The following is a 13,094-nucleotide window of genomic DNA, read 5'->3' on the forward strand; positions in this document are numbered from 1 at the left end:
TTTAATCTTATTTTTTAGCGCCTGGCACGCTGAAACGCTTGTTAAAGCGGTCAACACGGCCACCAGTTGCCACTTCACGCTGCTTACCGGTATAGAACGGGTGGCATTTGCCACAAACGTCCAGGTTCAGTTCGTGAGTCAGTGTTGAACGGGTGTGGATCTCGTTGCCGCAGGTACATTTGATTGTAACTGCTTCGTATTTCGGGTGAATACCTTGTTTCATGGGAAACCTCATAGAAGGCCGTGTCGCTCTCCGTGCCAGGCGTTAACCTGCACAGCACCACACGCGGTTGAACATTATAGGGTGTACTCCGGCCAGATATTTCTCACCGAAGGCGGCATATTATACAGGTAAGTTTCGATTGCTGCAAATATATGCTGAGATACCCGCCATAGGGGTCAGCGTGTACACTAGCTTCCCCGATGATTAAGCCGGAAAGAGAGAGTTATGCCCGTCGTTCAGGTTGCCCTGCCCGTCCCCTTGCCCCGCCTGTTTGACTATCTGCCGCCTCAGGGTCCGCAGCCGGTCATTGGCGGGCGCGTGAGTGTGCCCTTTGGCAATCGCAGGATGATCGGGATTGTGGTCGCCTTTCGTGACAGCAGCGATCTGCCGGAAGCACAGCTCAAACGCGTGATCGAGGTGCTGGACAGTGAGTCTCTCTATCCGCCGTCGCTGTGGCGCATCCTGAACTGGGCCGCCAGCTACTATCACTCGCCGCAGGGCGAAGTGCTGAGCCACGCGATTCCGGTGCTGCTGCGCCAGGGCAAAGCGGCGCAGGACAATCCCCTGTGGCGCTGGGAAATCACCGAGCAGGGCCGGGCAACCACGTCGGAAAGTTTAAAGCGGGCACCAAAACAGCAGCAGGCGCTGGCAGCACTGCGTCAGCAACCGCTCTATCGGCATCAGGTCAGTGAACACGATCTCACCGAGGCGACATTACAGGCATTGCGGGCCAAAGGCTTATGCGAACTGCATGAGCATCAGCCACAGATGCACGACTGGCGCACCACTTATGCCGTGAAAGGCGAACGTCTACGATTAAACACCGATCAGGCGATGGCCGTGGGTGCGATTCGGGCAGATGATGAACATTACTCCGCCTGGCTGCTGGCGGGCATCACCGGCTCCGGCAAAACCGAGGTTTACCTCAGCGTGCTGGAAAATGTGCTGGCACGCGGTAAACAGGCGCTGGTACTGGTGCCTGAGATTGGCTTAACCCCGCAGACGATTGCCCGCTTTCGCGAACGTTTTGATGCGCCCATTGATGTGCTGCACTCTGCCTTAAATGACAGTGAACGGCTGGCGGTCTGGTTACGTGCGCGGCGCGGCGAAACGGCGATTGTGATTGGCACCCGTTCGGCGCTGTTTACGCCACTGGCTCGCCCTGGCGTGATCATTATTGATGAAGAGCATGACAGCTCCTATAAGCAGCAGGAAGGCTGGCGCTATCAGGCGCGCGATCTGGCTGTATTCCGTGCGCATGAAGAGGATATCCCGATTGTCATGGGCTCGGCGACGCCTGCTCTGGAGACACTGCACAATGTCCGCAGCGGCAAGTATCGCCAGCTCGACCTGACAAAGCGTGCCGGCAACGCCCGACCGGCGCTGCAACAGCTTATCGACTTAAAAGGCGTGCAGCTGATCGGTGGCCTGGCGCCCGGCCTGATTGGTAAAATGCGCCAGCATCTGCAGGCCGATAATCAGGTGTTGCTGTTCCTTAACCGCCGCGGCTTTTCGCCCGCCCTGCTTTGTCACGACTGCGGCTGGATTGCTGAGTGTACCCGCTGTGACCGCTACTACACCCTGCATCAGCACCACCGCCAGCTACGCTGCCATCATTGCGACAGCCAGCGTCCGCTGCCTAATCAGTGTCCGCAGTGCGGGTCTACTCATCTGCTGCCGGTGGGCGTCGGCACTGAGCAGCTGGAGCAGCAGCTCGGCACACTCTTCCCCGGCGTGCCGGTGTCGCGCATCGATCGTGATACCACCAGCCGCAAAGGGGCGCTGGAGCAGCATCTGGCTGACGTTCATCGTGGCGGCGCACGTATCCTGGTCGGCACCCAGATGCTGGCCAAGGGCCACCACTTCCCCGATGTCACACTGGTCTCGCTGCTGGATGTTGATGGTGCCCTGTTCTCAGCCGATTTCCGTGCGGCAGAGCGCTTTGCTCAGCTCTACACCCAGGTCGCCGGCCGCGCTGGCCGTGCTGGCAAACAGGGCGAGGTGCTACTGCAGACGCACCATCCCGAACACCCGCTGTTACAGACGCTACTGCACCAGGGTTATTCGGCATTCGCCCAGCAGGCGCTGCTGGAGCGACAGGCGGTTCACCTGCCGCCCTGGAGCCGCCATGCACTGTTCCGCGCGGAAGATATGGATAACCAGCAGGCGGCGGAATTCCTGCAGCAACTCCGCAATTTGCTGGAAGCGAGCCCGCTGAACGATAAGGCGATGTGGTTTATGGGTCCGTTGCCCGCTTTGCAGCCCAAACGCAGTGGACGCTGGCGCTGGCAACTGCTGCTGCAGCATCCTTCCCGGCAACGTCTGCAACAGTTACTGAGCAGTTCGTTGCCGCTGGTTTCAACGCTCCCCGCTGCGCGCAAAGTGAAATGGACGCTGGATATCGACCCGACCGAGAGCTGATTTTTGCTGACACTGCGAGCCAGATCGAAAAACGTCGCATAAGTCACAATTTTTATGCAAATTAAGTAACAACCAGCCGGGCAATCGTTAACAATGTTGCCCGGATTGCTTTCAGGTCAGGCAAAAACAGAATCGAACGCGCCATAACGCGTCAGGAGCATGTGTTGGAGCAGAATCAACAATCGCCCGCCGCCACGATGAAGGATGTCGCGGAGCACGCGGGCGTCTCAACCGCCACCGTATCGCGTGCGCTGATGAATCCGGAGAAGGTTTCTGCGGCGACCCGTCAGAAAGTCGAGCAGGCCGTTGCCGCCGTCGGCTATGCAGCACACGGCCCTGCGCGCAACGCGCGGCGTAACGAAACGCGAACCATTCTGGTGATTGTCCCTGACATCTGCGATCCCTTCTTTAGTGAAATCATTCGTGGCGTCGAAGTCACGGCAGCCGAAGAGGGCTATCTGGTGCTGATTGGTGACTGCGCTCATCAGAATCAGCAGGAGCGAACCTTTCTCAATCTGATGGTCACACGACAGATCGATGGCATGGTGCTGCTCGGGTCACAGTTGCCCTTTGATGCCAGCATTGATGAGCAACGCAACCTGCCGCCCATGGTGATGGCGAATGAGTTTGCGCCGGAAATGTCGCTGCCCACGGTCCACATCGATAACCTGACCGCCGCATTTGAAGCGGTCAATCATTTACTGCAGTTAGGCCACACGCAGATCGCCTGTATTGCCGGACCGGAAGAGATGCCGCTCTGTCAGTATCGGTTGCAGGGCTATGTACAGGCGATGCGTCGCAGCGGGCTGACGGTTGATCCCACCTATATTGTGCGCGGTGATTTCACGTTTGAAGCAGGCGTTGCCGCCATGAATCAGCTGATGACTTTGCCACAACCGCCGCGTGCCCTGTTCTGTCACAGCGATATTATGGCGCTGGGGGCGATGAATCAGGCCAGACGCTGTGGACTGCGCATACCGGAGGATCTCTCTGTAGTGGGATTCGATGACATTGAGCTGTCACGTTACTGCGAGCCGCCGCTGACCACGGTGACACAGCCACGTTACCAGATTGGTCGGGAAGCGATGCTGCTGCTGCTGGATGAGTTAAATGGTAAACGGGTGATCAGCGGATCGCGGTTGCTGGATGCCGGCTTAACGATTCGTGGCAGTACGGCGCGCGCAAAAAAACGTGAAAAATAAGCCTGTTCGTCTGGTTTTTTCAGTAGATTCTTAAAGCGAACACTGCTGGTCAAAGTTCCGACCCTTGAGTAACATGGCGGACTCCTTGCCGGGCGCGTAAAATCATCATTTCGCCCAACTGGCACTATTTTTGAAGGGTATAAGAACGAGAGTGGCACAAAAAGATTACGTAGGCCGCGGGCGTTCAACAGGGACGCGTCGCAAAAAAAGCCCCAGCCGTGGCAAGAAGAGCAAAGGCGGTTCGGGAATATCTAAATTGATGATTGTACTGGCGGTCGCAGTGTTGGTGACCTTTGCCGGTGGTTTATGGTTCCTGGCGCATCACAAGAAAGAAGACGTGCCGGTCATTACGGATCATAAAGCCAACGGCAATGGCTTGCCGCCGAAGCCAGAAGAGCGCTGGAAATATATTAAAGAGCTGGAAAACCGTCAGGTCACCGTGCCGACGCCTATCGAACCCTCTTCAGGTGGCGAAGTGAAGTCGCAGACACAGCTGACCGACGAGCAGCGCCAGTTGCTGGAGCAGATGCAGGCTGATATGCGTCAGCAGCCGACGCAGCTCAACGAAGTGCCGTGGAACGAACAGACGCCGGCGCAACGTCAGCAGACGCTGCAGCATCAGCAGCAGTTGCAACAGCTGCAACGTCAGCAGCAGCAGGTTCAGCAACAGCAGCAGCAGCAACTGCAACATCAGCAACAACAGGTTCAGCAACAGCGTCAGCAGTTGCAGGCCCAGCAGCAACAGCAACGCCAGCAGCAGTTGCAGCAACAACAACAGCGTCAGCAACAGCAGCAATTACAGCAACAGCAACGTCAGCAGCAGCAGCAGCAGCAAAACGTACAGCGCCAGTCGCAGCCTGCCCCCATTACGCGGGAACCGGACGTACAGTCTAAACCGCAGGAGACAGCGAAGGCGAAACCAGCGGAGAAAGCCTCTTCGCAGCGCTGGATGGTGCAGTGTGGTTCGTTCAAAGGCACTGACCAGGCGGAATCGGTGCGTGCAGGCTTAGCCTTTGAAGGTTTTGAAAGCCGTATTACGACCGGTGGCGGCTGGAATCGTGTGGTTATCGGTCCGTATAAAGACCGCGCATCCGCTGACAGCACCCTGAAACGCCTGCGCAGTTCCGGACACTCCAGCTGTATTCCACTCTCCGTCGGGGGTTGAAACCCGTCAAACCCGCCCCATATCTGTTGCATGATACTCCGCGCCCCGTGCGCGGAGTCCTTTTCCGACTGCAACAAGGGGTCTGCCCGTGACAACAATAGTAAGTGTACGACGCAACGGCCAGGTAGTGATTGGCGGTGATGGCCAGGCTACGCTCGGCAATACCGTGATGAAAGGCAACGTTAAAAAAGTGCGTCGTTTATACAACGATAAGGTGATTGCCGGATTTGCTGGCGGCACCGCAGACGCCTTCACCCTGTTTGAACTTTTCGAACGTAAACTGGAAATGCATCAGGGCCATCTGGTGAAAGCCGCGGTGGAACTGGCGAAAGACTGGCGTACTGACCGTATGCTGCGTCGCCTTGAAGCCTTGCTGGCCGTCGCGGATGAGTCAGCTTCTCTGATCATCAGCGGTAACGGTGATGTCATCCAGCCTGAAAACGATCTGATCGCCATCGGCTCCGGTGGGCCTTTCGCCCAGGCAGCGGCACGTGCGCTGCTGGAGAATACCGAAATGGGCGCACGCGACATCGTCGAAAAGTCGCTGAATATCGCGGGTGATATCTGCATCTACACTAACCACAACGTTAATTTCGAAGAATTAACGTCTAAGGCGTAAGGGTATAAATATGTCTGAGATGACTCCACGCGAAATCGTCAGCGAACTGAACCGCTTTATCATCGGCCAGGACAGCGCCAAGCGCGCCGTGGCGATTGCACTGCGCAACCGCTGGCGCCGCATGCAGCTCGACGAAGAGCTGCGTCATGAAGTGACCCCTAAAAACATTCTGATGATCGGTCCGACCGGTGTCGGTAAAACCGAGATCGCGCGTCGTCTGGCTAAGCTGGCCAATGCACCGTTCATCAAAGTTGAGGCGACTAAATTTACCGAAGTAGGTTATGTCGGTAAGGAAGTGGACTCTATCATTCGTGATCTGACCGATTCGGCCATTAAGATGGTGCGCAGTCAGGCGATTGAAAAGAACAAATATCGTGCCGAAGAGATGGCCGAAGAGCGCATTCTCAATGTGCTGATTCCGCCTGCGAAAAACAACTGGGGCCAGGCAGAGCAGAGCGCTGAGCCGTCTGCAGCGCGCCAGTCGTTCCGCAAAAAGCTGCGCGAAGGCCAGCTGGACGATAAAGAGATTGAGATCGATCTGGCCGCCAGCGCGCCTGGTGTTGAGATCATGGCGCCTCCTGGCATGGAAGAGATGACCAGCCAGCTGCAGTCGATGTTCCAGAACCTCGGCGGTCAGAAGCAGAAAGCACGTAAGCTGAAGATCAAAGAAGCGATGAAGCTGCTGATCGAAGAAGAAGCGGCAAAACTGGTTAACCCTGAAGAACTTAAGCAGGACGCGATTGATGCCGTTGAACAGCACGGTATCGTGTTTATCGATGAGATCGATAAAATCTGTAAGCGCGGCGGCCAGAATGCCGGCGGCCCCGATGTTTCTCGCGAAGGTGTTCAGCGTGACCTGCTGCCGCTGGTTGAAGGCTGTACCGTTTCGACCAAACATGGCATGGTGAAAACTGACCACATTCTGTTTATCGCCTCAGGCGCGTTCCAGGTGGCCAGCCCTTCCGATCTGATTCCGGAACTGCAGGGTCGTCTGCCAATCCGTGTAGAGCTGCAGGCGCTGACCGTGAATGATTTCCAGCGCATCCTGACTGAGCCGAATGCCTCCATCACCGTACAGTACAAAGCGCTGATGAATACCGAGGGTGTGAACATCGAGTTCACCGAAGAGGGTATTCGCCGGATCGCAGAAGCCGCATGGCAGGTCAACGAAACCACCGAAAACATTGGTGCGCGCCGTCTGCATACCGTGCTGGAGCGTCTGATGGAAGATATCTCGTATGACGCCAGCGATCGTCACGGTGAATCCGTGACCATCGATGCTGATTATGTCGGTAAACATCTGGATGAACTGGTGGCTGACGAAGACCTCAGCCGCTTCATTCTCTGATTCACTGAATCAGCGCTTTTCCGAAGCCCAGCCCATCCGGCTGGGCTTTTTTATGCATGTTCTTGATCGAACGATGCTTTTTTCATACTGATGATTTTGCCAACAATCTGTATATAGCGATATACTTACCCTTCCTGTGGCAAACAGACGAAACCCCTATGAAATACGATACATCTGAACTCTGCGATATCTACCATGAAGAAGTGAATGTTGTTGAACCGCTTTTTTCAAACTTTGGTGGGCGCACTTCATTCGGTGGTCAGATTACCACAGTGAAATGCTTTGAAGACAACGGCTTACTCTACGATCTGCTGGAAGAAAATGGCCGGGGTCGCGTCCTGGTGATCGATGGCGGCGGCTCCGTGCGTCGTGCGCTGGTCGATGCGCAGCTGGCACGTCTGGCGGCCACCAACGAGTGGGAAGGCCTGGTGATTTACGGTTCGGTACGCCAGGTTGATGAGCTGGAAGAGCTGGAGATTGGCATTCAGGCCATTGCCGCGATTCCGGCAGGCGCTGCGGGTGAAGGGATTGGTGAAAGCGATGTGCGCGTCAATTTCGGCGGCGTCACCTTTTTCTCCGGCGACCATCTCTATGCCGATAACACCGGTATCATTCTGTCAGAGGATGCGCTGGACCTCGAATAGGCCAGACATGAAAACGGGTGCCTGAGCACCCGTTTTTCACATCAGCTGAGGCTTCAAACCTCTTCCATTTTTCCCAGCAAGGCACGCAGACGTTCCTGCCATACGTGCTGCTCTTCTTTCAGGTGCTGATTTTCACGCATCAGCGCATCGTGGTTGCCCGCGACTTGTTGCGCATCGTTACGCAGTGAGTTGTTCTGCTCTTTCAGCTCTTCGATTTCCATCTGCAACAGGGTGATGGTATCAATCGCCTGCTGTACTTTCGCTTCCAGTTTCTCAAACACTTCAAATGACATCTTTCTGACCTCTCCTAAATTCCTGCAAGGCGTTGATGATGCCAGCTTAAGCCAGCAACGTTGTCCCGATTGTATGTAGCCTCACCCCGCAAGTCCAGCAACGCGGCCTTTGCGGGCGTAGTCTGTAACACTTTTCAGCCAATCCCTGAATTTACGCTGCGCTTACTGAAGCTGCGTTCTGGCACTGGCCCGTTATCGCTGTAATGAGGCGCGAATAATGGCTTAAGAAAGCCAGAATACGCGAAAACGCGCATTTTTATGACACAGTACACAAAAAACGATTTCGCTATTTCTCGTTTATGTTCGTTAACGATAAATTCACATCAGCCCTACATAAAAGCTGGGTGCCTCATGGACTGAGAACAAAAACTGATAAAATTTAACCTCGCTTCAGGAACCACTATTATGAGTCAGACAACTAACACGCTCAAAGGTCAGTGTATTGCCGAATTTCTGGGGACAGGCTTGATTATTTTCTTCGGCGCAGGCTGTGTGGCTGCTCTGAAACTCGCCGGTGCCGCTTTCGGTCAGTGGGAAATCTGCATTATCTGGGGCTTAGCCGTCTCAATGGCTGTTTATCTTACCGCTGGGGTATCAGGTGCGCATCTGAACCCTGCCGTTACGGTTGCGCTCTGCCTGTTTGCCAACTTCGAAGGCCGTAAAGTGGTGCCGTTTATTCTGGCGCAAATCGCCGGGGCATTCTGCGCGGCCGCGCTGGTTTATGGCCTCTACTACAGCCTCTTTTTCGATTACGAACAAAGTCATCAGATGGTACGCGGTACGGTTCAGAGTCTGGATCTGGCGGGTATCTTCTCAACCTATCCTAACCCTCACATCAGCGTAGGTCAGGCGTTCCTGGTCGAGATGGTGATTACTGCCGTGCTGATGGCAGTGATTATGGCACTGACCGACGATGGCAACGGTGTACCGCGTGGGCCGATGGCACCGCTGTTAATCGGTCTGCTGGTCGCGGTCATTGGTGGGTCAATGGGTCCACTGACCGGCTTTGCTCTTAACCCGGCACGTGATTTCGGACCTAAGCTGTTCGCCTTCTTCGCTGGCTGGGGTAACGTTGCCTTCACAGGTGGTAAAGATATTCCTTACTTCCTGGTCCCTATTTTTGGCCCGCTGGTCGGTGCCTGCCTGGGTGCAGTCGGTTATCGCACCCTGATTGGCCGCTACCTGCCAGGTGCCGCTAAAGAACCTGCAAAAATTCCAGCAGACAAACCGGTTGCACGCGCTCAGCAGCGTAAAGCGTAAGTTTCACCTTTTATCATCAGGACTGAATTTATGACTACCACAGATAAAAAATATATTGTCGCGCTCGATCAGGGCACAACCAGCTCACGCGCTGTCGTTCTCGACCACGATTCCAATATCGTTGCGGTATCGCAGCGCGAATTTACTCAGATCTACCCGAAAGCGGGCTGGGTTGAGCATGATCCAATGGATATCTGGGCTTCACAAAGCTCTACGCTGGTGGAAGTGTTGGCCCATGCCGACATCCGCTCTGATGAGATTGCGGCTATCGGTATCACTAACCAGCGCGAAACCGCTATCGTGTGGGAAAAAGAGACCGGCAAACCTATCTATAATGCCATCGTCTGGCAGGATCCCCGCACCGCTGACTACTGTAACAAACTGAAGAAAGAGGGCCTGGAAGAGTATATCCAGCACACGACGGGTCTGGTGATTAACCCCTACTTCTCCGGGACAAAAGTGAAGTGGATCCTGGATCACGTTGAAGGCTCACGTGAGCGTGCAAAACGTGGCGAACTGCTGTTCGGTACCGTTGATACCTGGCTGGTCTGGAAAATGACTCAGGGCCGCGTTCACATCACCGACTATACCAACGCCTCACGTACCATGATGTTTAACATTCACAAGCTGGAGTGGGATCAGCGCATGCTGGATATCCTGGATATCCCGCGTGAAATGCTGCCGGAAGTGAAATCTTCGTCTGAAGTCTACGGTCAGACCAACATCGGTGGTAAAGGCGGTACGCGTATTCCTATCGCCGGTATTGCCGGTGACCAGCAGGCCGCGCTGTATGGCCAGCTGTGTGTACAGCCTGGCATGGCGAAAAACACCTACGGCACCGGCTGCTTCATGCTGATGAACACTGGTACTGAAGCGGTGACCTCGACCCATGGCCTGCTGACCACTATCGCCTGTGGCCCGCGCGGTGAAGTGAACTATGCGCTGGAAGGTGCCGTATTCATCGGTGGTGCCTCTATTCAGTGGCTGCGTGATGAAATGAAGCTGATCAGTGAAGCGGCTGACTCTGAATACTTCGCAATGAAAGTGAAAGACACCAACGGCGTTTACATGGTGCCTGCTTTCACCGGCCTGGGTGCACCTTACTGGGACCCGTATGCCCGTGGCGCAATCTTCGGTCTGACGCGCGGCGCAAACTCTAACCACATCATCCGCGCGACGCTGGAGTCGATCGCTTATCAGACGCGTGACGTGCTTGAAGCGATGCAGAACGATGCCAACACCCGCCTGCAGGCGCTGCGTGTGGATGGTGGTGCGGTGTCTAACAACTTCCTGATGCAGTTCCAGGCTGACATCCTCGGTACCCGTGTTGAGCGTCCGGAAGTGCGTGAAGTCACCGCGCTGGGTTCTGCCTATCTGGCGGGTCTGGCTGTCGGCTTCTGGCAGGATCTGGATGAAGTGCGCGCTAAAGCGGTTATTGAGCGTGAGTTCCGTCCAAGCCTGGAAACCACCGAGCGTAACTTCCGCTATGCCGGCTGGAAAAAAGCGGTTGCCCGCGCACAGGCGTGGGAAGACCAGGAGTAATCTCTGTGCCCGCGACGCTGGCCGTCGCGGGCCTTTTCCCCGCCCCACTGCCCCGCTGTGTTACACTGCCTGCCGGTTTTTTGTCAGGTAGATGCCATGAAACGAGAACTTGCCATTGAATTTTCCCGCGTAACCGAAGCTGCCGCCCTGGCAGGCTATCACTGGTTAGGACGCGGCGACAAAAATGCGGCTGACGGTGCGGCAGTCCATGCCATGCGTCATGTCCTGAACTCCATTGAAATTGACGGTCAGATTGTGATCGGTGAAGGCGAAATCGACGAAGCGCCGATGCTCTATATTGGCGAAAAAGTCGGTACCGGTCGCGGCGATGCGGTCGATATTGCTGTCGATCCGATTGAAGGCACCCGCATGACGGCGCTTGGCCAGGCTAACGCACTGGCTGTGATGGCCGTCGGCGATAAAGGCAGCTTTCTGCACGCCCCTGACATGTACATGGAGAAGCTGATTGTCGGTCCGGCAGCGCATGGTGCGATCGACCTCGACCTGCCGCTGGAAACCAACCTGCGTAATATCGCAATAGCGATGAACAAGCCGCTGTCGCAGCTGACCGTATCGATTCTGGCAAAGCCGCGTCACGATGCGGTGATTAGCCAGCTGCAGCAGCTGGGCGTGCGGGTATTTACCTTCCCGGATGGCGACGTCGCCGCCTCGATTCTGACCTGCATGCCGGACAGCGAAGTGGATGTGATGTATGGCATTGGTGGCGCACCGGAAGGCGTAGTCTCTGCGGCGGTGATCCGTGCACTGGACGGCGATATGCAGGGCCGGTTGCTGGCACGTCATCATGTGAAAGGCGACAGCGCTGAAAACCGTCGGCTCGGTGAGCAGGAGCTGCAGCGCTGTGCAGAGATGGGGATTGAAGCGGGTAAAAAGCTGACGCTGAGTGAGATGGCGCGCAACGACAACGTGGTGTTTGCCGCCACCGGCATTACCAGTGGCGAACTACTGAAAGGCATTACGCGTCAGGGCAATATTGCCACCAGCGAAACGCTGCTGATTCGCGGTAAATCACGCACCATTCGCCGCATCCAGTCGATTCACTATCTTGACCGTAAAGATCCGGCGCTCCATCCGTTTATCCTGTAACCGGCTGGTTGCCGCGCTCCGGCTGACGTGAGAGCGGCAACCAGCAGAGCAGCATCACCAGCGCGGTAAAGAACATCAGCATGCCAAGGCTGAACTGATCGCGCTGCGGCATCATGGCTGAGAGCCACGCCACCAGCCCCGATCCCAGATTCTGCATGCCGCCAATCAGTGCGCCCGCGCTACCCGCCAGCCACGCATACGGTTCCATCGCGCCTGAGGTCGCCAGCGGAAACAGCATACCGGCACCAAAGAAGAACAGCGCGGCGGGGACCAGCAGCGTCCAGATATTCATCACGCCGAACCACGCCGGGATCCACATCAGAATACCCGCCAGCAGGCAGCTATTCACACCCCACCACATCAGGCTGTGCCATGAACCCTGCTCGCGCCCGGCAAACCAGGCACCAAAGAACGCAGCCGGAATCGGCAGGATGAACAGGATGCTGACGGTGAGGCTGTGCAGGCCGAGCACGCCGCCCAGCAGAACGCCACAGCTCGACTCAAAGACCGCAATCCCGGCCAGCGCGCCAATCAGCAGCACAATATAGCGGACGAAATTCGCGTCGCTGAGCAGGCGGGCATAACGTTTAAAGAAAGGGGTCACTTCTGCACTCTGCGGCCGGGTCTCCGGCAGCCAGCGCGCCATGGAACCGGTCACCGCCAGACAGAGCAGCAGCAGAAAGGCAAAACAGGCGTGCCAGCCAAAGAGCTGGGTCAGCAGTGCGCCAATCACCGGCGCCAGCAGCGGGCTGACCAAAATGCCCATATTAAGCAGGCTGTTAGCGCGGCGCAGCGCGTGACCCTCGTAGAGATCGCGCGGCATGGTACGGGCCATCACGCCTGCCACGCCGGTTCCCAGCCCCTGAATAGCACTGCCGAGCACCAGCATATCGAGTGATGTCGCCATCAGAGCCGTGATTGCGCCGATCATAAAGATCATCATGCCCGCCAGGATCACCGGACGACGGCCCACGCTGTCTGACAGCGGACCGTAGATCAGCTGGGATCCGCCATAGGTCATCAGATAGGCCGCCATCACTCGCTGCAGCGCGCCATCCCGCACATTCAGGGCGTCCGCCATCACCGACATCGCCGGAACGTAGATAGTCTGTGCCATCTGCCCGACAGCCACCAGCACAATGAGCATCACCAGCAGTGGGCGATTTTCCAGTTTACTAATCATGATTATGCAAAATTTCTTTCTGTAAAAGGAGGTTAAAACAGCGGTTCACCCGCCAGTCATCTTGTTATGGCGGGCAAAATATCAGGA

The 13,094-nt window shown here is 56.2% G+C and carries 12 protein-coding genes; 9 read left to right on the forward strand and 3 right to left on the reverse strand.

What is annotated here, in order from left to right; all coding sequences use genetic code 11:
• Nucleotides 1-7: 7 nt before the first annotated feature.
• Complete coding sequence (gene rpmE / locus BY447_RS09995; RefSeq protein WP_003851227.1) at nt 8-223, reverse strand: 50S ribosomal protein L31; 216 nt, start codon at nt 221-223, stop codon at nt 8-10.
• A gap of 225 nt (nt 224-448) precedes the next feature.
• Between rpmE and priA the strand changes: the two genes are divergently transcribed.
• The 6 genes from priA (at nt 449) to rraA (ending at nt 7,622) form a co-directional block, all read left to right on the forward strand.
• The gene (priA, locus tag BY447_RS10000) at nt 449-2,644 is read left to right on the forward strand and encodes a primosomal protein N' (RefSeq protein WP_110331062.1); all 2,196 of its coding nucleotides are present in this window, start codon (nt 449-451) and stop codon (nt 2,642-2,644) included.
• Between the two features lie 164 nt (nt 2,645-2,808).
• Nucleotides 2,809-3,846, forward strand: coding sequence for a DNA-binding transcriptional regulator CytR (cytR, locus tag BY447_RS10005; protein WP_033784283.1), 1,038 nt, complete (start codon nt 2,809-2,811; stop codon nt 3,844-3,846).
• A 151-nt stretch (nt 3,847-3,997) separates the two neighbouring features.
• Nucleotides 3,998-5,011: a cell division protein FtsN gene (gene ftsN / locus BY447_RS10010; protein WP_110331063.1), complete on the forward strand. Its 1,014-nt coding sequence runs from the start codon at nt 3,998-4,000 to the stop codon at nt 5,009-5,011.
• Between the two features lie 88 nt (nt 5,012-5,099).
• Nucleotides 5,100-5,630 (forward strand): ATP-dependent protease subunit HslV, encoded by a 531-nt coding sequence (gene hslV / locus BY447_RS10015; protein WP_003851234.1) that lies wholly within the window; start codon nt 5,100-5,102, stop codon nt 5,628-5,630.
• A 10-nt stretch (nt 5,631-5,640) separates the two neighbouring features.
• Nucleotides 5,641-6,978 (forward strand): HslU--HslV peptidase ATPase subunit, encoded by a 1,338-nt coding sequence (gene hslU, locus BY447_RS10020; RefSeq protein WP_110331064.1) that lies wholly within the window; start codon nt 5,641-5,643, stop codon nt 6,976-6,978.
• Between the two features lie 158 nt (nt 6,979-7,136).
• Nucleotides 7,137-7,622 (forward strand): ribonuclease E activity regulator RraA, encoded by a 486-nt coding sequence (gene rraA, locus BY447_RS10025; protein ID WP_009088032.1) that lies wholly within the window; start codon nt 7,137-7,139, stop codon nt 7,620-7,622.
• A gap of 53 nt (nt 7,623-7,675) precedes the next feature.
• On the opposite strand, the gene zapB is transcribed toward rraA, so the two are convergent.
• Nucleotides 7,676-7,915 (reverse strand): cell division protein ZapB, encoded by a 240-nt coding sequence (zapB, locus tag BY447_RS10030; protein ID WP_003851242.1) that lies wholly within the window; start codon nt 7,913-7,915, stop codon nt 7,676-7,678.
• A gap of 405 nt (nt 7,916-8,320) precedes the next feature.
• On the opposite strand from zapB, the gene BY447_RS10035 reads away from it, so the two are divergent.
• The 3 genes from BY447_RS10035 (at nt 8,321) to glpX (ending at nt 11,824) form a co-directional block, all read left to right on the forward strand.
• Nucleotides 8,321-9,175, forward strand: coding sequence for an MIP/aquaporin family protein (locus BY447_RS10035; RefSeq protein WP_013359471.1), 855 nt, complete (start codon nt 8,321-8,323; stop codon nt 9,173-9,175).
• Between the two features lie 30 nt (nt 9,176-9,205).
• Nucleotides 9,206-10,717: a glycerol kinase GlpK gene (gene glpK, locus BY447_RS10040; protein ID WP_013359472.1), complete on the forward strand. Its 1,512-nt coding sequence runs from the start codon at nt 9,206-9,208 to the stop codon at nt 10,715-10,717.
• A gap of 96 nt (nt 10,718-10,813) precedes the next feature.
• Nucleotides 10,814-11,824 carry a class II fructose-bisphosphatase gene (gene glpX, locus BY447_RS10045; RefSeq protein ID WP_013359473.1) on the forward strand — a complete coding sequence of 337 codons (1,011 nt, stop codon included), beginning with the start codon at nt 10,814-10,816 and terminating at the stop codon, nt 11,822-11,824.
• Here the strand turns inward: glpX and emrD are convergent.
• Complete coding sequence (gene emrD, locus BY447_RS10050; RefSeq protein WP_013359474.1) at nt 11,814-13,007, reverse strand: multidrug efflux MFS transporter EmrD; 1,194 nt, start codon at nt 13,005-13,007, stop codon at nt 11,814-11,816. The genes glpX and emrD overlap by 11 nt on opposite strands.
• Nucleotides 13,008-13,094: the final 87 nt, after the last annotated feature.

The organism is Pantoea sp. JKS000250, from assembly GCF_003201065.1.
GTDB lineage: Bacteria > Pseudomonadota > Gammaproteobacteria > Enterobacterales > Enterobacteriaceae > Pantoea > Pantoea vagans.